Here is a 23,926-nt window from a genome sequence, read left to right as displayed (position 1 = left end):
CTTTCGGGCACGTTGGTTGGAATGGAGGGCCCTCGGGAATCCGACTGTCAAGGAAGCCGGTATGCAGCGTTGTCAACGGGCGGCGTCGAGCCGGATTGGTGACATCTGGGGGCTCGCCACGCCGGCCGCGGCGTTGCATGTTTCCCCCCAACTACGAAATCGACGTTGGCCGGACCACCGGACACAAAATGGGAAAAAGGCCCGGCGACCCTCCGGCGTCTGAACGTTTGTTCGTGTCCACGACGTACCGGGCGCCGCAGGTTGTGGGCGAGGCATTCGGACCATTCTGAATACGTACGTATGGACCTGAAGACCAATGTGCCACGAAGCATTGACAGCATTATTGGTCATGCACTTGGCTAGGATTGAACACTCGAGGCAAATGGAAACCTGGCGGGAGATCGACCCGCGGCGATTCGTCGGGAGGATGGAGAGGTTCCAGGGCCGTGTTCTCGAGGAGTTCGCGCGCACCATCGCCAGCAGGAGGCACCGTCACACCTGGGGCTGCTCCGGAGGGATACTTCAGGAATCGAACGGGCGATGCAGGGGCGAGTGCTTGTTGCGTCGAAACGTTACCGTCTAGGTCGCTTCTCCAGCGGTAAGGTCCTGAGGAGGATCAGTTCGGGGGCATCTCGGCGTGGACTCGCGTGACGGCTCGTGCGAGTTGCTTACGCCTCGCTTCCGGGGTCCCTCCGAGGAGGTCTGCAATCGCCACCCACTCCTGCCCCTGGATGCGCAGTTCGGCGAGCCTACGTTCCTCGTTGGACAGTCTTCCCCAGAGTTGCTGCAGGTGCTCGCGGCTCGCCATCATTTGGCTGGGGGATTGCGTTGAGGCGTCCGTGGGTTCGGGATTGGAATGCAGGTCCTGCTCCCGCCTCAGGTCGCGACGCTGTCGCTGGTAGTATTTCACCTGATCCGTCAGCTTGTGCCGGGCCATCTCCATCAAAAGGTGGGCGAGGCGGTCGGGGCGGTCCAACTCGAACTCACCGACGGCGGCCCTGACGAAAAAGCTTGCCATGACGGACTGGAAGATGTCCATCGAATCGACGACCCGACGCATTCGGGTGTTGCAGCGCCGGAGGTACATCCTCAACTCGAAGCGAAGCTCCGGGCCGTAGCGGCTCACCACCTCCTCGGCCGCCTGGACATCGCCGGCACGGATCCGCCGAATGAAATCGGCGAACTCCTCTTGTTGGACAGACATCCCGGCCATGGTCTGCCTTCCCTTCATGCGAGGAGAAACGAGGATAAGCTCGGCGAAAGTCGCTTATCCTTTCACAATGTGCGCATCACTCATGCCAGAATCAAGGCCCGGAACGAACGTTTTCCCAATCGGCTCCGCGAACCTTGCACGAATTCATACTGGGCCGATCGGAACTCCGGGAGGCGGGCCGACTCATTTCGGGAGGAACGGGTGTTTAAATCCCGACACGATTCGGAAATACCCGTTTGTCGCAACAGGGAGGACCTGATCGGTGGGCCGTCCACGGGATGAACCGTCCATCGAGTCCTGGTAGGATTCGTGAAGCGTCGGTTTTCGCCCATGAGTTCCCGAGGATGGATGGTCCCCATGTCGAGCGAACGTCCCGTCCTGACCCTCCTCCAGCAGCGCGAGATCGAGGCGAGGATCGTCGGACCGTTGATCCGTGCCTTTGTCGATGAATTGGGGCAGGAGAAGGCGCTGGAAGTGGTCCGCCTGGTGATCTCCGATCTCGCCCGCCAAGGGGGAGCCGACCTGGCCGGCCGACTCGGAGAGTCGACGCTCGAGGCGTTCGCCCAGGGGCTCGAGCGTTGGCGCGAAGGGGGGGCCCTCGAGATTCGGATGCTCGAGCAGTCCGCAGACTCTCTCGACTTCGACGTGACCCGCTGCCGCTACGCCGAGATGTATCGGGCGCTCGGGATGGCCGACCTGGGGGCGAGCCTTTCGTGCCAGCGCGACTTCGCGCTGATTCAGGGATTCAACCCGTCGATCGAGCTCACCCGGACTCAAACCCTCATGGAAGGGGCCTCCCACTGCAACTTTCGGTTCCGAGCCCCGGGGGCCGAGCCTCTCCCACCGTTCGAGTCTCGAGGGGCTGTCGACCCCGAGATTTGACGACGTCCCTTGGGGCTCAAGTCGACCTGGACAATTTGCCGATTATCGGGATGGTAGGGACGTGTCGCCGGCCTCGCGGCTGTCCGTGGCCCGGCCTTCGATCGATCCGACCTGCCCAAAGGAAGGGGCATGCATTATGCCGAGCGGCGCTCATGGCACCTCACGGCTGGCGTATCCGGGGACCCTGGCGATGCTGGGGCTGGCCTTGGCCTTCCCGGTCGCCCTGATGATCTTCAACCCGACCCTCATGTTCGAGCGGGGTTGGGAACAATACGTCGGGACGGGCATCTACATCTGGGCGGTCGTCACGCTCGCCCGAGAGCTGTCCTGGCTCTGGAAGAATGAGCGGGCCTTCGAGGAAGCCCCGGCCCTTCTCAAAACCATGATCCGCGGCCGAACCCCGAGCGGCGAGCCGAGCCCGACGGCCACGAAGGCGGGCCAAGTCGACCGCCGGATCTTGCCCTCGAGATTCCGCCAGTTGGCGGCTTACGTCCAGGAATCCCGCTCGCCGACCGTCGACCAGCTCATGGAGCTGAACCGCGAGGGCTCCGGACTCGACCAGGAGCAGGCCACGGGCCGGTTCACGCTGACGCGATACATCCTGTATCTCCTGCCCGTGATCGGCTTCATCGGGACGGTCGAGGGAATCTCGCATGCGCTGATGGAGATCAGCGTGGTCCTGCCGATGGTCAAGGACCTCGACGGGTTCATGAATAACCTGACGAAGGTCACTTCGGCCCTTCAGATCGCTTTCGACAGTACGCTCCTCGCACTCTTCCTGAGTGCGGCGTTGATGCTGGTGCAGACGCTGGTCTTCCGGCGCTCGGAAGACCTCCTGGCACGCATCGATCGTTGGGTCGTGGAGCAGGTCCTGCCGAAGGTGGGCACCGACAACCCGCTGGCGGAAAGCTTGGCCCTGGCGATCGCGCCGCAGCTCGAGCTGCTGCGTCGTGAGCTCGCGGCGCTCATCGAGCCGGCGGCCCAGGCCTTCGAAGTCCAGTCGGCCCGCTGGGGTGAGCGACTCGGGGCGCCGATCGAGCAGTTCTCGAAGTCGGTCGACCGCCTGCCGATGTCCCTTGCCGCGTTCCAGCGCGGGGCGGAGTCGATCGCCGCGATCGGCAGCGATTTCGAGGCCCTGGGAACGGCGAACGACTCGCTGCGACGCGGGGTTACGTCGCTCGGGCGGATCGAGTCGACGCTCGCCGACCAGGCGATGCAAGGCGATCGGCTCGACGAGATCAAGGTGGGCATCGAGCGCACCTGTGCGGCCGTCGAGAATCTCTCGGAGTCGTGGGCGCACGCCTACGAGCGTTCGAGCCGATCGACGCAGGAGCAGCTCGCGAAGACGATGAACAGCCTCAAGGACGCGCTCGACATGCTGAACGTCAGCATGGAGCAAGGCCATTCGCTCTATCGCAACATCGTCAAGAAGATGTTCCAGAACGACGGCGGCTTCGGTGTCACCAAGCACGACGCGGCGTGATCGTCCGCCACGACCGACGAGGCGTGAGGACTTCCGATTGACGATCGGGCCACGATGCCCGCCAGGAGGGGAGACGCATGCGGCGATCGCGAAGGAACGGGCATGCGGGCATGGAATTCGGAGGCTCCGGCGAGGATTCGTTCGTGGCTGTCGTGGTCACGAAGCTCACGGGTGCCTTGCTGTTCATCCTCCTCCTGACAATGGTCATCATGGCGTTGATGCCCAAGGCCGTGGACATGCATTCGGCGGGAACTCCCTCTCAGGATCGAGCCGCTTTGCCCTTGGCGATCGCGACCCCGGAGCGCCTGCCCGAGGCCATCGCGGGGCATCCCTACGTGGTCGCACTCGCGGCGACGGGGGGGCGGGGGCCTTTGAAATGGTCGCTGGACGGGAAACTCCCGGAGGGGCTCGACTTCGACCCGGCGTCGGCTCAGGTCCGAGGAACCCCTCGAAAAGGCACGCCCGAGCCGGCCAAGGTGGTCATGAGGGTCTCCGATGGGAATGACCGCGCGAGCCAGGAGGCTCGCCTGCTCGTCTACGAGTCCGACAAACCCTTGACGACCCCCTCGAAGTGGAAACCTGCCCTCCCACCGGTCCCCTGGCAGGCCTGGCTCGAGCAAGGGTTCGGTTTCCTGATGTTGTGGCTGATCCACGCGTTCGGGATGAACAGCCTGGCCAGCCTGGAACGTCGAGCCGAAAGCGGTCTCGACGACTCGCCGGACAGCGATGAAGAGAGTGCGAATGTCCGAAAGCGGTTCCTGAGGTATCGGGTGTTCACGCGATTGGCCACGTTCGGTGGCACGGTTGCCCTCGCCCTCTGGCTCTGGCGCCCGATCGGCTGATTTCGCCCCGGGGCGATCGAGCTTCTGAACATCAAGGCGGCGGTCCCCGGAAACGATCATCCGGGGGCCGTCGCCTTTACAATTGTTTGCAAAAAGGACCTTGAATCGCCGGACGGGTGGGGCACGGATATCGCTTATGTCACTAACGCTGTCAGTCTTTCCTGCCCGGCCCATTCCCCTCCGCGTCGACCTTCAACGGCGATCGGAAGCATCTGGAGGTCAAGATGTCCCGGATTCGCACTCTCTTGCTGAGCATGGGGTTGGTGGTCGCCACCTTGATGATTCATTCTACGATGTTCGCCCAGGGCCCTGGTGACCAGGGCAACGGTGGACAAGGGAAAGGGCGAGGACGCCAGGGCGGTGGTGGGGGTGGCCCCGGTGGCGGCGGCCCCTTCGGCAAAGGAGGAGGCTTCGGCGGGGGCTTCGGCGGTCGCAATTCGAGCTTCGGTCTGCTCGATCGCGCGACCGTTCAGGAGGAGTTGAAGATCACCGAGGACCAGAAGAAACAATTGAAAACCGCCCAGGAGCGGCTCCGCAAAAAAGGTGAAGACAACTTCAAGGCCGCACGCGAGAATTCGGGTACCCAGCGTCTCGACCCGGAAACGATGCAAGAATTGTTCGCGTCGATGACCCGCGACACGAACACGTTGCTTTCCAAAATCCTGAACAAAGGGCAGCGCACGCGGCTCAGCCAGATTGCTCTCCAGCAAGAAGGGCCGATGGCCGTCACCAAGGCCGACATGCAGGAAAAGTTGAATCTTGCCCCTGAGCAAGTTGAACAGATCAACATGATCAACCAGGATTATCGTCAGAGTCAGATGGAACTCTTTCGCCAGAACGGCGGCGGACGTGGTGGCCGCGGGGGACGAGGCGGGAACGGCAATAACGGCAACGGGAATGACGACGGGGGCAACGGCGGCGGTGGCGCCCAGAGTGGCGGCGGGGGCAACAACGGAGGCGGTGGTGGCGGCCCTGGTGGTGGTGGCCGAAACCGATTCCAGAATGCCGACGGCAGCTTCAACAAGGAAGCATTCGACGCCGAAAGAAATTCGCCCGAGGCCAAGGCGAAGCGCGAAGAGATGCAGAAGGCCGGCGATTCGCTTCGAGAGGACACCATTGCCGCTCTCGGCAAGGTCCTGACCAGGAACCAGAAGAACACCTTCAACAAGATGCTCGGCGAGCCATTCGACATCGAGAAGGGGAACGCCGCCAAGAAGGACGAGACCAAGAAGGCCGACGCTCAGTCGAAGACCGGCAAATCGGCGACGGCCAAGGGAGACACCCCGGCCGGGACCGGCAAGACGACCAAGAAGAAAGCCTCGACGACTCGTCGCACGGCGCAGTCGTAGTCGACTTCGGCGTCACCAGTATGCATGGGCTTGTCATTATGGAGGACGACCTTTGGATCGTCCTCTTTTGTTTTGGCCACAATCCCGTGGTCGTCTGGCCTTCTCCTGCTCGGGGGTTCGGCGTATAACGACGCCGCTCGTGTTATCGGCGAATCGATCGATCCAAGGAGGGATCGGGACAATGCATCATGGTGCGATCCCGGCGTTAACCATCATGCTCGTCGCGGCGAGCTTGCCCCCGGTCGTCTTTGGGGGTGACTTGACGCTCCCCGACAGCGAGTGGGGGAAACGGAAGGCGCCGATGCTGCTGCTCAGCCGGCAGGATATTCGGACCGCGATCGGCCTCGATGCCGAGAAGTCGGTCGAGGCGGAAGCGGCAAGCCGGATGTTCTTCCTCAGGGCGAAGAAGCTCTTCGGCCTGCAAGGAGAGAAAGTCTTTGCCGAGCAGCGCCTGCTCAATGAAGAGCAAGGCCTGTGGCTCAAGTCCCGCCTCACCGACGCCCAGCGGACGCGCTTGCTGCAGATCGACCTGCAGTGGGAAGGCCCCTCGGCGCTCGTCAGCCGTCGGGGGCTGGCCGATGGGCTCGGTTTGAATGCCGAGCAGAGGACGATCCTGGTCCGCGAGGTCAACCAGTTCGTTGCGAAGCACAAGTCGGGGCCGGTTCCCGCGAACGACTCGCTCGTGCTCTCGAGGAACATGATGGCCGTCCTGTCCGAGCCCCAGCGCGAGCAGTGGGAGGCCCTTCTCGGAGACCCGTTCACGATCCGCAGGGTTGCAAACGGATCCACCCCGCTCACCGGTGTGGGGAACGGCGCTCCGATTCAAAGGAGATAAACGACGGATGCGACGGCTGTCCATGCTCGAGGGCAGCCGTCACGTCGAGCGTGCCTAAGATATGAGGCCGGGGTTATGCGAGCGGGGCCGGGCCGACGGTAAGTCGCTCGAAATCGGGGTCGCCGCGAAGCAGATCGAAGTCGGATTCGACCGGGATCAAGGAGCGGAGGTCGGGGTCGAGTTCGAGGGCCATGGTGAGGGCGTCGAGTGCCTTCGCTGGGTTCCCCGCGAGGCTCCAGTAGCAGGCGAGGTTGTAGTGGAGGAGCGGCTCTTCCGGGTTGTGACGCTCGGCTCGTTCCAGAGCGTCGATCGCCTGGGCGAGCCGATGCGTGCGCTTGTAGCACCAGCCGAGAGCAATCGCCACGCCGATGTCGCCGGGGCGTAATAAGGCGGCGACCTCGAGCGGCTTGAGGGCCTCGCGATAACGCTCGAGCGAGCGTAGGGCTTCCCCGGTGAGAAAGCTCGCCTCGAATTGCATCGTCGCCCAGTCGGCCCGCCTTTCGAGAATCTCGATGGCGCGACGCGGGAGATTCAGCATCAAGTAGCCTTCGGCCTCGTCAAGTTGCCGCTTGATGCGGTCGCGGATGATCCGGCCCATCGCTCCGCTCTCTCCCCGCTCAGTCACAGACACCTCGCGATCTGGCTTGATCGCGAGGTTCGCGACAGGTTGCCTAGGGTGCCGCACACCTTGACAAGCCCAGTCTACCCCAAAAAGTGGTGCGGGGGAAGAGACCGAGAGGGGGCGGTTCCTCGGTCGAGCCACTCGATCACATCCGCCGGTTTGCCCCGAGATCGCCCCCGTTTTGGGGCGATATCGGGGCGGACTTGATCAAGTGGTCTCTGAAGTGGGATTCCAGCTCGCTGAGCTGATGTTCGGTGGCGACGAGAGCAGGAATCTTGATCCCGACCGCGGAGCGTTCGGCGAGGGCTCGCGCCCTCGTGTCGACGCCTTCGTGGTTGCGGAGCCCGTCGAGCCAGCGTTCCGGGATCGCCTGGACACCGTAGTGGGCGCCCATGAGGGCACCGAGGATGGCGCCGGTGCTGTCGGCATCGCCGCCCAAGTTGACCATCTCGATGAGGCCGTCCTCGAAGGAGTCGGTCGTCAGCAGGATGTAGAGGCAGGTCGGGATGCACGCGGGGGGGAAGCCCATCGTAGCCCGCTTGCAGGTGGGATCGGCACCGTGGCGATTGGCCTCCTCGACAAGGCCCGCGAGCGCCTGGGTGCGCGGCAGTTCGAGGAGCGACTCGGTGTGGGCAATGGCCGTCGACATGCTCCTCGAATGTCGGTCGAGCGAGCCGACGCCCGTCCCGAGTTGCGAGGCGATGCGCTCTTCCTCACGGGCGACGTCGGCGGCCAGCCAGAGGAGGAAGCTCGGCTCGCGGGCCTCGCCATCCACGAGCCGGCGAACGGCGTGGGCGACGGCCATGGCTCCGGCGAGGCTTCGCACGTCCCGGTGCGTCATCAGGCTCGCGGACATTGCGGAGCGGAAGAGGCCTTCCTGGTCGTTCTTCTCGAAGTAGAGGGCCAGCGGGGCAATCCGCATCGCGGCACCGATGCCCGCGGACGCCTGGCCCGTCTCGAGGGGCGACGTGCCCTCCTCCAGCGCACCGAGAACCTGACGGAAGCTCCTGCCGATCCCCCGATGGGCCCCGTAATGAGACCCGCGCGGATGCGCCATTTGGAGGTAGAGCGAGGCGAGCCGGTCGGCGTCGATCTCGCCCAGGTCGAGGAGAACGTCGCTCAGCGCGAGTGCCTGCTGGGTGTCATCCGAGTACAAACCCGGCATCCGCCAACGGTAGGGCTTCTTCTTCCACGCCCGAGATCCGTCGACATAATCGGCCACCACACCGTAATGGGCTCGGATCTGTTGGGCACTGAGACCTTCGAGGGGGGCCCCCAGCGCATCTCCAGTAGCCAATCCGAGGAGACTGCCTCGGACACGGTCGAGGCGGGACAATTGGGGCATCGTGGCAAGGCTCCTTCGGATGACGGGTGGATTGCCCGAGAGACCGGACAATCTCCCTCCTCTTCGGGACGCAACGAACTGTAACGACATGGCCGAACCACGCCAACGTATTTTTACCCGCCGCACTCCCGAGTCGCCTTCCACGACGCACGCATGGCAACACGGGCGCAAGGCCCCTCTTCACCTTAAGCGGCCTCAGGGGCTTCGCCAATTTTTTTCGGTCCGCTCACATTTTCCCTCGCTGGGGTCGTGTTCCTCACCCACCCGATGAGGTTTAGGGTGGTCGTGGCTAAATGGATAGGCTGATTTTTCGAAAGCGTCGACACATAGAGATCGGAGGATCGTGACCGCATTCGATGCAGGAACCCATGAAGATCCGCCAATCCACTCCGACGCTTTCTATCGGCGGGCCCACCCTCTCGGGAGCACATCGAAGCCGAAGGATTCCTTCGTCGAAGGCCTCCCCCGCGGCGTAACCGTGCCGAGCGTTGCGACGTTCGAGACCCGGCCCTGCCGGTCTCCCGAATGGCCCGATGCGAGGCTCGAGGAAATCCCGAGCGTCGCGACTCACGGGTTGACGAGCCATCGGGGAGCAAGGACGATTGGTCGACCCTCGACGATCACCACAACGAAGGAATTCCTCCTTCCGGGCCCTCGACGGAGAGTTCACCCGTATGAGTTGGTTAATTGCGCGTTCCCTTGGTCTTGGCGTCATTTTCGCCGCGCTCGGCACCACCGTCCGGGGACAGGATCCCTACGGTCCGGTCACCGATCTCGCGCTCGCCAAGCCAGCGGATGGTGTCGACGCAAAGATGGTACCGCCTCCGTCCGACGCCTTGATTCTGTTCGACGGAAAGAATCTCGACTCCTGGACCAAGACCGATGGGAAGTCGGCCCCGAGCTGGACTCTGGTCGAGCCGGGAGCCGTCCAGGTCAAGAACGGGAGCCTCATGACGAAGCGGACCTTCGATGGTCACTTCAAGCTCCACGTCGAGTTCCGCGTGCCGTACATGCCGACCGCCAAGGGGCAGGGTCGGGGAAATAGCGGTGTCTATCTACAAGGGCGGTACGAAGTCCAGATCCTGGACAGTTACGGACTGAAGAGTCAGGACAACGACTGCGGCGGGATCTACAAGGTGGCGACCCCAACAGTGAACGCCTGTAAGGCTCCGACCGTCTGGCAGACGTACGACATCGACTTCCGTGCGCCGGTCTTCCGCGACGGGAAGAAGGTGGAACCGGCCAAGATCAGCGTGGTGCAGAACGGTGTCCCGATCCACGAGGACGTCTCGATCCTCATCGACAACACCGTCGCCGGACTCGGCGGAGATCCGAGCAAGCCTGGCCCGATCATGCTCCAGGATCACGGGAATCCGGTCCAATACCGCAACATCTGGCTCCTGCCTCTCGACTCGAAGTGAGCTGCGAGGGCGAATCCACGTTGACGATATCGTGAATTCAACGTGCGACGGTCGACGGCCACCGGCCTGGTTCGAAGTCCTGGGCCCGGGCTGTTGGCCCTGGTTGGCGCATTCGCATTTCTCCCGGGCGCTCGTGCCGGCCGGAGGCTGGGCCACCACCCCCGACAGGGGGCCGGTGCTCGGTCTCCCGAGCGGTTGGTTTGTCGACGATTTTGGTTTGGCGTGGGGACGATCAGCGTGGGGGGAGCGCGAGTTGGGGCTCGAAGAGCGAGAGGATGCGGACGATCGCCCGCTCGTCGGGGAAGGTGTGGAAGGCGTGGACGGAGAGCCCTTTGACGCCCGGTTCGACGAGCACGTGGCTCATCGGAGACGGGGCGAGGCGATTGGCCGGGGCGAAGCGATGAAAGAGCCGGCCGCGGGTCGTGTCGAGGCTCATCTCATCGCTAAGGTGGTCGAAGATCTCGCGGTCCACTCGCTCGACCTCGAAGCAGGTCTGGTAGGCGAGCCCGCCGCGGGCCGGTAGGTTCGTGGAACGCTCGTGGCGCACGGTCGAGTGGAAGAGCAACCCGGACTCGGGGAGTTTCGTCTCGGGGCCGCAGAGGACTTCGGTCAGCCTCGTTGTCCCGGAACGAAACGTGACGGAGTGTCCGCCTTCGATGATCCGGATGTCGGCCTCCCAGCCTTCCTGGGAGATCCTCCGGTGCGCCCTGACGCCGAACCAGTCGGGATGGATGACCTTGGCGAAGACCTGGAAGGACAGGTCGGCGACCCGCGAACGGCCGAAACTCACGCCCATCGCACGTGCTCCCTTCCACTCCGTCGTCCGGCCAGGCCCACGGCTGGGTCCCGATACGGGCATCCCCACTCCATTATAGATGGCGGGCCAGGCAACGCAATTCGAGCGATGCGACCGGGAAAAATCGGGGGGATCCTCCGGCCGGAGCCGGGTGCGTAAGCCCGCCTTGACCCGCATTGCGGAGGCCCGTACACTCCTCGCGCTTTCCCGGACGCCGGGAGGTAGGAAGCCTTCGACACTCGGCCGACCGCCCCCTCCCGAACGGATGTCGGGGCCGTTGAGAGGAGCCGCATGGTGGTGGAACCTCTTCGAGCCCCCGTGCTCCCCGCTCGCGCCTGGAACGCATGGCGAAACCGGGGGGTACGCTACGCCTGGCACAAGACCCTCCGACGCTCCCTCGGACGTTGGCCGGGGTGGAAGCGTCGCCTCCTTTACGCCGACCCTCGCAATTATTGGACACTCCGGGGCGGCGAAGAATACTTTCGGGAACAGGAAGGGCAGGAGGCGCGATCGAGGCGGTCCGAGTGGATCGCCCGAAGGGTCGCATCCTACCGACCGACCTCGATCCTCGAGATCGGCTGCGGCTACGGGAAGCAAATCGCCGCGATCCGCAGGGAGATCGACGTCCCCGTTTTCGGGGTCGACTTCAGCCCGAGCCAACTCCGCAGGGGGCGAGAGTACCTGTCGGAATTCCGGGAGGTGTCGTTGGCCCTCGCCAACGGAGAGGCCCTGCCGTTCGCCGACCAGTCATTCGACCTCGTCTTGACCTCGGCGGTCATCCTCCACAACCCTCCCCCGGTCGCGGAACGGATTCGGCGCGAAGTCGTCCGGGTCGCCCGCCGGTATGCGGCCCATAACGAGGACACCGACGTCACCTACAACCGCTTCGGCTACGACACGGCCGCCTGGTACGAGGGGGCAGGGTTCGCCCTTGCCGAGTCGGGTCCCTTCCCGATCGATTGCGACCCGACCGACTCCCAGTTCTGCGTGGCCGAACTGTGGCGACCGTAACCGGGACGGTCGCGGCGACGACCGCCGAGGGCCGGACGCCGCTCGAGAAGGGAAAGACGGTCCGCGACAGCATCGTCGTCACGATCGGCGGCCAGCTCGAGCGCGCGATCGGGACGTTGACGTCGTTGATCCTTCATTGGGGGCTCGACCCCGCGCGGCTCGGTGTTTACAGCGGCCTTCGTCTCTACCTCGACAACACCAACCGATCGAGCCTGGGCGTTAGCCTCGGCGCCGTGCAGGAGATCCCCGTCCTCCTCGCCGCCGGCCGGGAGGTCGAAGCCCAACGCGTGGCGGACATCGCGTACACCACGAACACGCTCACGTGTTTGATCTACGCAGGCTTGCTTCTACTCTGGGCCTGGATCCGCTCGCCGCTCGTCGCCGACGACCCGCTCGCCGCGGAATGGACCTGGGGACTTGTCGCCGTCGCCGGCCTGACGCTGGTGAAGCGGTACGAGAGCTACCTCATCGCCGTCCTCCGGGCGCACCGCGAGTTCGTCCTCACGACGAAACTGGACATCCTCGAGTCGACGGTCTCGATCGTCGCGGTGGGGAGCGGCCTCCGGCTCGCTGGCTTTTGGGGCCTGCTCGCGTCGGTCGGCGCAATACTTGGGATCAAGATCGCCTACTTACACGCCTCCCATCCGCTCCGATTCCGTTGGGCCTGGGACGGGACATCGGTTTCAAGGCTGATGGTCGTTGGGCTGCCGATCCTCGCGAATACCGCCCTGTTCGGCGCGGTGCTCAACCTCGACCGGGCGCTGATTCTTTGGCGCGTCCCCGACGGGGCTCGCGCGGTGGGGCTTTATTCGATCGCGATCATGGGGACCAGTTGGAGCCTCGACCTCGCGGGGCGGATCGTCCTCGTGATGTACACGGCTTTTCAGACGACCTTGGGCCGGACGCGTGACATCACGGAGGTGGCACGCCAGGCGGCAAAGGCCACGGAAGCCCAGGCGCCGCTGCTCGCTGGAGGGAGCGCCGTCGCCTATGTCGTCGGACCGACGTTCCTCGGCACCCTGATGCCCCAATACGTCGAAGGACTGCCCGCGCTCCGACCGCTCCTGCCCGGCATGATCATGCTTGGCCTTGCCTGGCCCACGCGGCAGATGCTCATCGCCGTCGACCGGCCCTATCGCCTCGGCCTCGCGACCCTTGCAGGACTGGCGGTGACCGCCGCGGCCGCGACGCTTGGTGCCGATACCTCCGGGATTGTCGGCGTCGCCTGGGGGATGTCCGTCGGTTACTCGGCACTCTCGGTCCTCACGAGCGCGACAGCCCTCGTGCCCGTGCTCGGATGGACGGCCTGGCTCGGCCACCAGCTTCGACTTTTCCGGACGCTCGGCGGATTCCTGGCGGGCACTCTACTGACGGACCTGGTTCCCACCGCAGGACGGTCGCCCTATCTCGCCGTCGTTCTTCATGGCCTCGTCCTCGGCGCCTGGCTCTTGCCGACCCTCTGGCTCTGGGGCCGGCGAAACGGTTGGGGCGGCCTCAGAAACAAGGTTGCTCGACGAACCGACCACGAAACGACGCAATAAATAAGTAAAGGGGAAGAGATGGCATCCGGGCTTTCGGCGGGCGTCGATTTGCGTGGTGCAGCCACTCCGAATCGCACGCGGATGCGTCGCGACTTTACGCTTGCAGACGGGATGATCTACATTGCGGCCACAGGAGTCGGGCTCTCGATTACGAGAGAATGGAATAACCTGCCGGCCCAATCCCTCCACCAGATTGCCCTTGGTTTACCCCTCCTCGCGGCGTGGTCGGTCGCCACGTTCCTGGTCTGTCTCCGACAGCCCCGCCCCGACTTCAAACGGCTGGGCCGACAGCCAGGAGCGGTTGCTTGCGGGATTGCGACCGCCTTTCTGCTCGTGTTCGGGATTCTCGTCCTGATCGTCGGGCCGGTCCCCGGCTCGCGGATGAAGTTTTATATGGGGATGGCTTCGGCACCCTGGTGGGTCGGCCTCCTTTATCGTGACTCCGTCGCGATCGGAGCGGCGGTCGCCGGTGCGTGGCTGAGCCGAGCTATCGCTGGGATTCGACGACCTGATCCCTCCTGGATCGACCGGTTGGGACGCCTCCTGGGAGTCGTGTGGATTCTGTATTTCTTTGCGATTACATGGAGTGATCTTCATCGATAATATTGGTGAATTGCTTTCAATCGGCGATATTCCGACGGTGACACTTCCCAGAGGCAAGGATGCTTGAGCTGCTATTCATCGCCGCCCTCGTACTCGGCGCGTCGGGCGTTGGCGCGAGGCTACTGGACTGCCTCGTCCCGGATTTCGGCGAGCCCACCGATCGAATCGGGGTCGCGATCCCGCTAGGCTTCGGCTTCCTTGCCTTGGCGGCTCTGTTCATGGGCGAGATCGGGGTAGTCAATCGATCAACGCTCCTCGGCATGATCTGCGTGGGAGCGATTCCTGGGGCAAAGGTCGCTTGGGTAACGATCGTCCGGTCGACTCAAGGGTTTCGCCACGCTCGGCCCTCAAACTTCATCGATGTCGCATTCGGAATCGCGTTACTGTCGACCGTCCTTGGCACTCTCCTCACCGCGATGGCGCCGGTCACGGACGGCGACGCCCTGTGCTACCACTTGCAAGTCCCCAAAGAGTTCCTCGCTCGCGGGGCCGTCTTCTTCGACCCGGACCTCCACGAGACGGTTTATCCCCTTCTGACTGAATTGCTCTACGCCTACGGACTGGCCCTGCGAGGGCCCGAAGCCTGCCGGCTGATTCAGTGGGTCTTCGGGCTAGTCTTCGCGGCGAATGTGACGGTGTTGGCACGACCAAGCCTGGGCAAACGAGCCTGGTGGGCCGGGACGATCGCGTTATTGGTCCCCGCGGTTTCGAACGGGATGAGTGCCCCATTGAACGACGTCGCCTTGGCGGCGTTCGGGTCTACAACGCTTGTGGTGTGGAGCCGGTGGTACGAACGCCCCGATGCTAGGTCGGCGCTGCTCGCGGGAATCATGGCGGGGCTCGGTATGGGCGTGAAGTACCCGGCCCTGGTGCTCACGGGTCTTCTAGGGATGACGATCCTCGCGCGACCGATCGTCTTGGCGAGTGTCGAGCGTTTCGGCCGACTCTTTAGGGCTGCGGTGGTCTACCTTCGCGCTACCTCCACGAGATCTCGTTCCTACGGGCCGCATGGGATGGCATATCCTGGCGACTCTGCGGCCAAAAATACCGACGCAGACCATCGAAGGCGGTCTGCCCTCGGGGCTCGTGGGAACGAGGGTCGGTGTGACGCGGAATCGCTCTCATCGCAGTCCCAGAACGACGAGTGCCAGGCGATCGAGGCCGGATCGAGGACACTCGTAACCAGCCCGATGGCTTCGCATGCGGCGATCTTTGGGCTGGCAGCTCTGATGGTGGGCGGGGCCTGGTACCTGCGAGCCTGGGCCTACACCGGCAATCCCGTCTATCCGTTCTTCCGAAGTGTCTTCGGCGGCGCGGGACTCGACGAGGTGCTTGATCCGATCAAGCGTCCCCTGGCGGTTACGGTGGTGAATCTACTCACCGCAATTGGGCCCCTGACTCTTGAGCCCGCTCGATTCGACAGCTTTTCCCATCAGTTCGGACCGGTATTCCTGCTTTTTCTCCCCGCGCTCTTGCTGGAGCGTGCCCCGCGTCGCGTGCTCGGAATCGCCGCCGTTGGGTATGGCTTCCTGATCCTCTGCCTGACCCAGCGCCAGAGCATGCGGTTCCTGTTGATCGCCATTGGGCCGATGTCGGTGGCGGTGGCGTGGCTGGCGAGTACGTGGTGGGATCGTCGATCCTGGCCCGGGCGGGCCATCGTCGGAGTCCTTCTGCTTGTTCTCGCCTTCGAGTCGAGTCTCGCAATGGCGAGGGCACGGCATGGGCTCCCCGTCGTGCTCGGCCGAGAGACCCGAGAGCACTTCCTCGCCCGCCGAGAGCCCACGTTCCGCGTGGGCCGTTGGGTGGCGGAGAACCTCCCTGCGGACGCGAGGCTGGTGGGCCAGGATCACCGGGGCTATTACATCCCGAGGCCCTACACGATGGAGCTTGCCCATCGGAGGCGGACCGGGCTTGGGAGTCGCGGCGAGTCTCCCCGTCAGATCGTGGAGAGGTTGCAACAAGAAGGGTTCACTCATGTGATGCTCTGCCCTCCGATCCCGGAGTCGGCCGTCGAATTCGACCCGACGCTCTCGAGGCGGCTCGCCCCATGGTCGTCGGGACGTCCTCCCGTCTTCCGCGAGGTGATCGAGGACGCCGACGGCGTCCGTCGCCGGTATGAGATCTACCCGCTCTCCGAACCATTGGCCGTACGCGACGGCGGGGAGGCGAGGCGATGAGGGACACGCCTACGCTGGCGGACTTGCGAGTCAAGGTTCACAAGGAGCACCACCGCGAGATCGGCAATTGGTTGGCACGCCGGGTTGCGAGGCCGGCCGCCGTCTACGGGACCTGGCTGGCCGTCCGACTCAGGTTGTCCGCGAATCAGGTGACGACCGGTGCCCTCCTCGCCTTGGGGGGGGCCTCTGTCGCGATCGCTTCGGGGACTCGCGGGGGTTTCATCGCGGGGGTTGTCCTGGCCCACCTGGCGTTCTGGCTCGATCACGTCGATGGCCAGGTGGCGCGTTGGCGAGGGACGTCGAGCCTCGACGGAGTCTACTTCGACTACCTGCTGCACCACGCATGGAACCTCGGCCTGGGGTTCGCCCTTGGCCAGGGGCTGGCCTTCCGAAGCGGCGATCCGACCTGGTCAGTCGCCGGCTTCGCGATCGCCTTGGGGTGGCTGTTTCTTGGCCTCCACAACGACTGCCGGTACAAGGCATTCTTTCAGCGCTTGAAGCGAGAGACTGTCGAATACCGAGTCGAAGGTGGATCCGGAGGCCGGCCCTCTCCTCCGACTCCTTGGCCCAGACGAGGACGGGCCGCGTTGACCTGGCCCGCGTACAAGGCCTGCGAGGCCCACGTGGTACTCGCAGGACTCTCGGCATTCGCCCTCCTGGCGCTCGCGTCGGAGCCCGCCTGGGAGTGCGTCATGAGGGGGAGTGTACGAGGCATGGCCATCCTCGCGCCGACGTTGGCCATTGCCAGGGCGTCGCGGACGATCTCGCGACGATCCGTCTCCTCCGAGTTCGACGCCTGGTTCCGACCCGACCTTTCGACTGGTGATGCCGCGACCTCGGTCGAGGATTCCGAGGGTGGACTCGAGCCGACCGTCGCGTACCATGGGACTCTGCCTCGAGAACCCGGGCTCACCCGATCGAGTTGAACGATGTCCGACGTCGACCTCCCCTCCGGCTCTGACCACCTTCCGCTGCTCCCCTCGCGTCGGGATGTCGGGATCGGAGTCGTGGGGGCCGGGTTCATCGTCCGAGACTGTCACCTCGTCGCCTATGCACAGGCGGGTTTCCGCGTCGTCGGACTGACCTCGCGGACTCGGGCCGTGGCCGAGGAGGTCGCGAGCCTCAGAGGCGTGCCGAAAGTCTTCAACTCGGTCGCGGCGATGCTCGACGACCCCGAGATCGAAGTCGTCGATGTCGCTGTCCCGCCGAACGAGCAGCCGGCGATCCTCCGGTCGATCCTCGACCATCCCCGCAAGGTTCGCGGCATCCTTGCACAGAAGCCCCTGGCCATGACGCTTGTGGAGGCCCGAGACCTCGTCGAGCGCTGCGAGGGGGCCGGGGTTCGGCTTCAGATCAATCAGAATATGCGATACGACCAGTCGGTCCGGGCCCTCAAGTCCCTGATCGACCGTGGGGTGCTAGGCGAATCCGTGCTGGCGACGATCGAGATGCGTGCGATCCCGCATTGGATGCCGTGGTCGCAAGGCGCGAGGTCGCTCTCGACGTATATTATGAGCATCCACCACCTCGATACGTTCCGATACTGGCTGGGAGACCCGGCTCGGGTCCTGGCGAGCACTCGACCCGACCCTCGGACCAGGTTCCCGCACGAAGACGGGATCAACCTGGTGATCCTCGAATACGAGGGCGGAGCTCGGGCGTCGGCCTGGGACGACGTTTGGGCCGGCCCCGCGCGGGAAGGGGCGGGGGCCGAGATCGGGATCCGCTGGCGATTCGAGGGGACCGAGGGCTTGGCCCTCGGGACGATCGGCTGGCCAGGATGGCCAGCCCGGACCCCGAGTACCCTCGACTACTCGACTGTCCGCGACTCGGGGACCTGGCATCGTCCTCGATGGCCCGAAGCCTGGTTCCCCGACGCCTTCGCCGGTACGATGGCCGGGCTCCTCCGTGCCCTCGAGTCGGAGACCGAGCCGGACATCCCCGGACGCGACAACCTCAAGACCCTGGCGCTCTGCGAGGCGGTGCTCGTCGGGGCCCGCGAGCACAGGGTGGTCGACTTCCGCGAGATGCTCGGGCCGGAGGCCTGATCGGAGCTTCCCCGAAGCCGGCTTGATGTCCTCCGACCGCCCCGGCGTGCGAAGCGCGTTGGACCTTCCTCGGATCACACCCATGAAACTCGGCCTCATCAACTCCGCGTGGGCCCAGTCGGGCCGAGATACCGCCTTCGGGATCCACAAGACCCGCGAGATCGGCTTCGACACGATCGACATCTTCGCGGACCCCCTGGACACGGATGCCAGGGAACGGAAGCTGATCCGGGACGAATGCCAGAAGGCCGGGCTGCCGATCGTGAGCGTGGCCTGCGTCGCGATCGGCCTGATCGACTTCAACCCGAGCGTCCAGCGGTTCCACGTCGATCGGGCCCGGGCCTATCTCGACATGGCGTACGACTTCGAGGCGAAGAACCTCCTCCTGGTCCTCGGCGAATACCTCTGGCAGCGCGAGGTGATTCCTCCGGCCGAGCAATGGGCGACGGGCGTCGCCAACGTCCGCTCCCTCGCCGAACATGCCTCGCGTCTGGGCCTCGAAATTGCGCTCGAGTTGGAGCCGTTCACCCTGTCGCTCCTGAACAATGTCGACAGCATGGCCCGGTTCCTGGACGACGTCGACCATCCGGCCGTCAAAGCCAACCTCGACGTCTCGCACCTGGTCCTCGCCAAAGAGCCCGCTGCGTCGATCGAGCGGCTGCGCGGCCGGATCGCCCACGTCCATCTCTCGGACTGCGACGGCAAGGTCCACGGCGACCTGCCGCCCGGTCGGGGTGTGGTCGACTTCCCCCCGTACCTCGACGCGATCAAGTCGCTCGGGATCGACGACGCGGTGATCTCCATCGAGCTCGAGTATTCGCCCGAGCCTGACAGGATCGTCGAGTGGGTGCGCGAGGCGTACGACTCGACGGCCAGGCTCATGAGCAACGCAGGGCTCCGAGGCTGACGGCCTGCGATCGCCCCTACGCCCTCGCCCCAATCATGCCCGTCGCCGAGGCCCAACGTGCCAAGTGCCTTCGCTCGAGCCTCGCTCTGGAAGTCGATCCTGGCAGGAGCGGCCCTGGCCGCGGCCCTCGTGGCGGTCCTGGCCTGGCCGACCCTCGCGACGATTCTGGAGGCCATCGCCCCGGCATCGGATGAGTTGGTTGGGGGAGGGGGGGGCCTCATGCTGCCGCTGGGCGACCAGGGGCGGATCACGCGGCCCCTCGCCCTGGCGGTGGAGACGTTGAAGCTCGTGCTACTGACCGAGGCGATCGCGCTCTCCGTGGGGATCCCGCTCGGGTTCCTCCTCTTCCGCACGAACCTTTGGGGGCGCCGAGGGTGGCTCGCGCTGATGGCGATCGCGGCGTTCGTCCCCATGCCCTTGCACGCCACGGCCTGGCTCGGGGCCTTCGGGAATGTCGGGCGGAGTCAACTCTTCGGGTCGTCACCATTCCTAGTCGGGGTCGTGGGTGCTGCGGTCGTGCATGCGGTTGCAGCGATCCCCTGGGTCGTGATCCTTTCCGGAGTCGGCTTGCGTTCGGTCGAGCCGGAGCTGGAAGAGGCCGCCCAGATGGACATGTCCGGTTGGCGAGTCGTCACTACGGTGACCCTCCGACGCGGGGCATGGGCGATCGCCGGCGCGGCGCTGGCCGTGGCCGTGCTCACGGCGGGAGACATGACGGTCACGGATCTCCTCCAGGTCCGGACCTATGCCGAGGAAGCGTACCTCCAATATCAGCTCGGGGGAGGGCCGGCCGCCGCGGGGACCGTGGCCCTCCCTCCGCTGGTCGTGCTCGGCATCCTGCTCCTCGTCGCGGAGGGGACGTTGTTGCGCGCGGACCCGCGTCGGATCGCCTCGGCGGCGAGGACCGGGAAGGTCTGGAAGCTCGGCCGAAGTCGGGTTGCGGTCGGACTCGCGACGGGCCTGATCGTCGGCGGAATGGTTGCCGTCCCGTTCGGTGCCCTGGTTTGGCGGGCGGGTCGGGTCGGAGGCGTGGCCTCTCGAGGCCAGTCGCCACACTGGTCGTCCTCGGGGCTGTACGGCTCGCTCCGCTCCGCGTTCTTCGAGTTGACGGGAATCTCGGAGCCCGAGCCGGGCACTTCGGGCTCGCCCGAGGGACTGCCTACCTTCGTGCAGGCCCTGACGGGTCCCGAAGCGTGGATCTACCTCGAGGTTGGGTGGAACGAGTGCGTCGCGACCTTCCAACGACTCGCGTCGAGTCCGCTGGCGACGAGTCTCATCTGCTCGGGACTATCGGCGTCGTTCGCGGTCGCGGTCGCCTGGTGGCTTGTGTGGTCGGGACGTGGGTCTGGCCTTTGGCGAGTCGTGGGCGTCTTGAGCGTCGCACTGGCGTTGGCCGTCCCAGGGCCAGTCTCGGGGATGGCCCTCGTCCTGGCATATCGAAACTTCCCGGACGTTTACGACTCGATCGCGATGATCGTGCTCGCGGGCGTGCTCCGTACGCTGCCGTACGCCTGGCTCGTCCTCTGGCCGGCGGCCAGGTCGTTGCCTTCCGAGCTGTTCGAGTCGGCCATGCTCGACGGCCTCGACTCATTCGGGTTGGCGACCCGAGTGGCGGTCCCGACGACTCGAGGGGCGATCATTGCCGCCTGGAGCGTCGCGTTCGTGCTCGCATTTGGCGAGCTTCCTGCCACAAATCCCGTCACTCCGCCGGGGATCACCCCCGTGACCGTGGTGATCTGGAGCCTGCTCCACACGGGGGTTGAGAGCCACCTCTCTGCGGTCGTCCTTGTGGTGCTCGCGGCGGTTTCGAGCTTCGGTCTCTTCGCGACCTGGGCCCTGGCACGTCTCCAAGGGCCCTCGGCCGAAGACTGAACTCGTTCGTGACCCGGGTCAGTTGACCGCAGCGGGCAGGTCCGCTTCGTCGAGGCTATCGACGATCAGCGAGGCGATGAGCCACTCGAGCGAGAGCCCGAGGCCGGCGGCCTCCGAGCGGAGCCGGTCGAGAAGTTCGGGAGCCAGGGTCACGGCCACTTCAGAAAGGGCGTTCATCGTCTTGTATCTCCCAAGCACCAAGGCCAACCATTGCCGACGACCGGGAGTGGATACTGAGCCGCCGTCGTGTCAACTCGTATGGTCCCATCTTGGTAAGCAAATCGAGTGCCAAAAACCAAGATGGGGCCAAGTCGCATTCGAGGGGGCTCGCGAGCCGGCTTTCGCCTCAGCTCGTTCCGGGCACCGCGTCGCATCCCTCGAGTCCACTATAGAATGGTTTTTCGGTAAATCCTCTCCCGGATTTTGAAGTTTTCGGGGGAAAGGGCAAGGTTTGCGGATCTCTCCGGATCGGGAGATTATTTGGCCTCGGACGTCTTCAGCTCAATCTTGGGAAAGAGGGGCGTCGGCTTGCCCGCGGTGAGCGTCGCGGTCACACGGAGTTCGGGGATCGAGACGCGGGCCGAGGCATCCCGGTAGCCCACCTCGTCCCACGGGGCCGCCTCCTCGAAGTTGAACGCCGAGTAGAACACGCCGGCGGTCCTGGGGATGAAGGGTTTGATCAGGATCGCGATGACGCGGATCGCCTCGATACAGTTGATCAGGATCGGCTTCGTCCCCTCGAGGTCGGTCTTCGCCAGCTTGAACGGGGCGGTGTCTTCGATGTAGCGGTTGGCGGCGCCTACGACCTCCAGCCAGATCCGCTGGAGCGCAGGGTTGTACTCGAACGAGCCGACGCGCCCACGGAGGTCCGTCACGAGACCGTCCAGGTCGAGACCCGCCAGCCAGGTGGTCGAGTCGACGGCGTCCGCGCCGGGGAGGCGACCCTCGAAATACTTGACGCACATCGTGAGGGTGCGGCTGTAGAGATTCCCGAGCTTGTCGGCCAGGTCCGAGTTGTAGATCTCGGCGAAGCGCTCCTCGCTGAAGTTGCCGTCGCCTCCGAAGGGGCATTCTTTCATGAAATAATATCGGAAAGCGTCGGACCCGTGCAGCCGGTAGACGTCCATCGGGTCGATGGCGGTCCCCGCCGATTTGCTAATCTTCGCCCCCTTGTTGTAGACGAACCCGTGGCCGAACACCTTCCTGGGCAGCGGGACCCCGGCCGACATCAGCATTGCCGGCCAGAGGGCGCAATGGAATCGCGTGATGTCCTTGCCGATGACGTGGACGTCGGCCGGCCATCGCGATTGGAAAGCCGCCTCGTCGGTCCCGTATCCGATCGCCGTGATGTAGTTCAGCAGGGCGTCGAACCAGACGTAGATCGTCTGCTCGGGATCGAACGGGACCGGAATTCCCCAGGTGAAACCTTTGCGGCTGATCGAGATGTCCAACAGCCCCGACTCGACGAGGTTCACGATCTCATTGCGCCGGCTTTCGGGCTGGATGAAGTCGGGATTGGCCGCGTAGTAGGCGAGCAAGCGGTCCCGGAAGGCGGAGAGGCGGAAGAAATAGTTCTCCTCCTCGATCTCGCGGAGGGGGGTATTCGGGTGGTTCGGACACCGGCCGTCGACGATTTCTTTCTCGGTCTTGAACGACTCGCACCCGTTGCAGTACAGCCCGGTATACGACTTCTTATAAATGTCTCCCGCGTCGTAGACGGCCTGGATGAACTTCCGGCAACCCGCGTGATGTCGGTTCTCACTCGTCTGGATGAAGTCGCTATAGGAGATGTCGAGCGCGTCCCAGACCTCGCGGAACTGTCGGGCCATGTCGTCGACGTACGGCTTGGGTGCCACGCCCAGTTCCTCGGCGCGTAGCGACACCTTGATCGTGTTCTCGTCGTTGCCCATGAGGAAGTGGACGTCGAAGCCTTCCATCCGGCGGAAGCGTGCCTGGACATCGGCCCCGATCTTCTCGAAGGCGGTCCCGATGTGCGGCCTGCTGTTGGGATAGTCGATCGCCGTCGTGAGGTAGAACTTCTTTGCGTCCGTCATCGTCGAGACCTTTTCTTCGGAGCTCTGGCGGCGCCCCTGCGTCCCCCTGTCTCGAGACACGGGCCGCACTTCGGGCGTTCACAACATCTCATTCTATCAGAGTCGATCGACCCTCGGTGAGAGGCGCACGCCCACTCGTCGAGCGGCGGCACAGGGTCGTCCCCAGCTACGCAACGACCTTCGCAGCACTCCCCCCTACTGGGAGCGGAGCCCGACTGAGACGTTGAAAACGAAAACGACCGGCCTCCGGGGACGCATGGTCGCGTAGTCCCGAAAGCGGTCGTCAGGTCGAGCCCGAGGGAGGTCGGGTGCGGCTTCGGTCGTGGTGCGACGTCGAGGGGCCGATCTTCGAGGAACCCTCAGCCGAGGGCCTTCGGCAACGCAGGCGTTACCCTCCGACGCCACCAGACGCCCGTCCCGATGAGCATGACCGACATCAACCAGGTCCTCGGCTCGGGGATCGTCTGGGGGGCGAGATTCGGCGGGGGCGGGGTCGAGGTCGAGGTTTGGGGCGGGGGGAGGTTTTGAAGTAACGGGCCGAGGACCGGATGCCAACGATCGAACCGGATCGGGTTCAGGTTCCGCCGCCAGAGCAGGAACTGGGTGAATGGGTTCGTCAAGGGATCCGACTGTCGGAGCGCCTGGATCATCATCGCCCGAATCCCCTGGTTGATCGGGGGATCATGCAGATGCGCCCAGACGGTGGGGCCCGCCGAAAGGTAGGTGACCCAGGATCGGTAGTCTCTCGCCGTCTCGGACGAGATCGGCTGCCGGTGTCGGATGGGGCTCGCCTCCACCGGAGCGACGATCCCCAAGAGTCCCGCGGCGAGCAATAGGTGGACCCTGCATCGTCGCAGGTAGGTCGGTAAGCGAAGGATGTATCGGGTCATGACTCACCAGCACTGCCCCTAGGGCATGTCGCGAT

The 23,926-nt window shown here is 64.7% G+C and carries 20 protein-coding genes; 13 read left to right on the top strand and 7 right to left on the bottom strand.

Annotation, left to right across the window (positions count from 1 at the left end):
• Positions 1-616: 616 nt before the first annotated feature.
• Entirely contained in the window at positions 617-1,213 is a 597-nt protein-coding gene (locus ACYOEI_RS00630; protein ID WP_462847311.1) for an RNA polymerase sigma factor, read from the bottom strand.
• 357 nt (positions 1,214-1,570) lie between these two features.
• Between ACYOEI_RS00630 and ACYOEI_RS00625 the strand changes: the two genes are divergently transcribed.
• The 5 genes from ACYOEI_RS00625 to ACYOEI_RS00605 all read left to right on the top strand — a co-directional run bounded on the left by ACYOEI_RS00625 (position 1,571) and on the right by ACYOEI_RS00605 (position 6,604).
• The gene (locus ACYOEI_RS00625; RefSeq protein ID WP_462847310.1) at positions 1,571-2,095 is read left to right on the top strand and encodes an L-2-amino-thiazoline-4-carboxylic acid hydrolase; all 525 of its coding nucleotides are present in this window, start codon (positions 1,571-1,573) and stop codon (positions 2,093-2,095) included.
• A 136-nt stretch (positions 2,096-2,231) separates the two neighbouring features.
• On the top strand, positions 2,232-3,578 hold the full coding sequence (locus tag ACYOEI_RS00620; RefSeq protein ID WP_462847309.1) for a MotA/TolQ/ExbB proton channel family protein: 1,347 nt from the start codon (positions 2,232-2,234) through the stop codon (positions 3,576-3,578).
• Between the two features lie 77 nt (positions 3,579-3,655).
• The gene (locus ACYOEI_RS00615) at positions 3,656-4,420 is read left to right on the top strand and encodes a putative Ig domain-containing protein (protein WP_462847308.1); all 765 of its coding nucleotides are present in this window, start codon (positions 3,656-3,658) and stop codon (positions 4,418-4,420) included.
• Positions 4,421-4,644: 224 nt separating this feature from the next.
• Positions 4,645-5,769: a hypothetical protein gene (locus ACYOEI_RS00610; protein ID WP_462847307.1), complete on the top strand. Its 1,125-nt coding sequence runs from the start codon at positions 4,645-4,647 to the stop codon at positions 5,767-5,769.
• A 181-nt stretch (positions 5,770-5,950) separates the two neighbouring features.
• On the top strand, positions 5,951-6,604 hold the full coding sequence (locus tag ACYOEI_RS00605) for a hypothetical protein (protein WP_462847306.1): 654 nt from the start codon (positions 5,951-5,953) through the stop codon (positions 6,602-6,604).
• A gap of 73 nt (positions 6,605-6,677) precedes the next feature.
• Here ACYOEI_RS00605 and ACYOEI_RS00600 read toward each other — a convergent pair whose 3' ends face one another.
• Both ACYOEI_RS00600 and ACYOEI_RS00595 read right to left on the bottom strand, forming a co-directional pair.
• A complete protein-coding gene (locus tag ACYOEI_RS00600) occupies positions 6,678-7,202 on the bottom strand; it encodes a TPR end-of-group domain-containing protein (protein ID WP_462847305.1) in 525 nt (174 codons plus the stop codon).
• Between the two features lie 169 nt (positions 7,203-7,371).
• The gene (locus ACYOEI_RS00595; RefSeq protein WP_462847304.1) at positions 7,372-8,571 is read right to left on the bottom strand and encodes an ADP-ribosylglycohydrolase family protein; all 1,200 of its coding nucleotides are present in this window, start codon (positions 8,569-8,571) and stop codon (positions 7,372-7,374) included.
• A gap of 674 nt (positions 8,572-9,245) precedes the next feature.
• On the opposite strand from ACYOEI_RS00595, the gene ACYOEI_RS00590 reads away from it, so the two are divergent.
• Positions 9,246-9,992 carry a 3-keto-disaccharide hydrolase gene (locus ACYOEI_RS00590; protein ID WP_462847303.1) on the top strand — a complete coding sequence of 249 codons (747 nt, stop codon included), beginning with the start codon at positions 9,246-9,248 and terminating at the stop codon, positions 9,990-9,992.
• Positions 9,993-10,224: 232 nt separating this feature from the next.
• Here the strand turns inward: ACYOEI_RS00590 and ACYOEI_RS00585 are convergent, their stop codons facing one another.
• Complete coding sequence (locus tag ACYOEI_RS00585) at positions 10,225-10,788, bottom strand: DUF2617 family protein (RefSeq protein WP_462847302.1); 564 nt, start codon at positions 10,786-10,788, stop codon at positions 10,225-10,227.
• Positions 10,789-11,079: 291 nt separating this feature from the next.
• On the opposite strand from ACYOEI_RS00585, the gene ACYOEI_RS00580 reads away from it, so the two are divergent.
• The 7 genes from ACYOEI_RS00580 to ACYOEI_RS00550 all read left to right on the top strand — a co-directional run bounded on the left by ACYOEI_RS00580 (position 11,080) and on the right by ACYOEI_RS00550 (position 20,947).
• The gene (locus ACYOEI_RS00580) at positions 11,080-11,799 is read left to right on the top strand and encodes a class I SAM-dependent methyltransferase (RefSeq protein WP_462847301.1); all 720 of its coding nucleotides are present in this window, start codon (positions 11,080-11,082) and stop codon (positions 11,797-11,799) included.
• A complete protein-coding gene (locus ACYOEI_RS00575; protein WP_462847300.1) occupies positions 11,787-13,340 on the top strand; it encodes a lipopolysaccharide biosynthesis protein in 1,554 nt (517 codons plus the stop codon). The genes ACYOEI_RS00580 and ACYOEI_RS00575 overlap by 13 nt, the downstream gene beginning before the upstream one ends.
• A 662-nt stretch (positions 13,341-14,002) precedes the next feature.
• Positions 14,003-16,120 (top strand): ArnT family glycosyltransferase, encoded by a 2,118-nt coding sequence (locus tag ACYOEI_RS00570; protein ID WP_462847299.1) that lies wholly within the window; start codon positions 14,003-14,005, stop codon positions 16,118-16,120.
• A complete protein-coding gene (locus tag ACYOEI_RS00565) occupies positions 16,117-17,046 on the top strand; it encodes a CDP-alcohol phosphatidyltransferase family protein (RefSeq protein WP_462847298.1) in 930 nt (309 codons plus the stop codon). Before ACYOEI_RS00570 ends, ACYOEI_RS00565 begins: the two co-directional genes overlap by 4 nt.
• 3 nt (positions 17,047-17,049) lie before the next feature.
• Complete coding sequence (locus ACYOEI_RS00560; protein WP_462847297.1) at positions 17,050-18,168, top strand: Gfo/Idh/MocA family protein; 1,119 nt, start codon at positions 17,050-17,052, stop codon at positions 18,166-18,168.
• An 82-nt stretch (positions 18,169-18,250) separates the two neighbouring features.
• Positions 18,251-19,075 (top strand): sugar phosphate isomerase/epimerase family protein, encoded by an 825-nt coding sequence (locus ACYOEI_RS00555; RefSeq protein ID WP_462847296.1) that lies wholly within the window; start codon positions 18,251-18,253, stop codon positions 19,073-19,075.
• Between the two features lie 57 nt (positions 19,076-19,132).
• Positions 19,133-20,947, top strand: a complete 1,815-nt coding sequence (locus ACYOEI_RS00550) for an ABC transporter permease (protein WP_462847295.1) — start codon at positions 19,133-19,135, stop codon at positions 20,945-20,947.
• An 18-nt stretch (positions 20,948-20,965) separates the two neighbouring features.
• Here ACYOEI_RS00550 and ACYOEI_RS00545 read toward each other — a convergent pair whose 3' ends face one another.
• The 3 genes from ACYOEI_RS00545 to ACYOEI_RS00535 all read right to left on the bottom strand — a co-directional run bounded on the left by ACYOEI_RS00545 (position 20,966) and on the right by ACYOEI_RS00535 (position 23,891).
• The gene (locus tag ACYOEI_RS00545) at positions 20,966-21,124 is read right to left on the bottom strand and encodes a hypothetical protein (protein WP_462847294.1); all 159 of its coding nucleotides are present in this window, start codon (positions 21,122-21,124) and stop codon (positions 20,966-20,968) included.
• 299 nt (positions 21,125-21,423) lie between these two features.
• The gene (locus ACYOEI_RS00540; RefSeq protein ID WP_462847293.1) at positions 21,424-23,001 is read right to left on the bottom strand and encodes a class I tRNA ligase family protein; all 1,578 of its coding nucleotides are present in this window, start codon (positions 22,999-23,001) and stop codon (positions 21,424-21,426) included.
• 359 nt (positions 23,002-23,360) lie between these two features.
• The gene (locus tag ACYOEI_RS00535) at positions 23,361-23,891 is read right to left on the bottom strand and encodes a hypothetical protein (RefSeq protein WP_462847292.1); all 531 of its coding nucleotides are present in this window, start codon (positions 23,889-23,891) and stop codon (positions 23,361-23,363) included.
• Positions 23,892-23,926: the final 35 nt, after the last annotated feature.

This window comes from Singulisphaera rosea, from assembly GCF_054877945.1.
The sequence above is the reverse complement of the archived record's forward strand: the minus strand, read 5'-3'. Positions and strand labels throughout refer to the sequence as shown.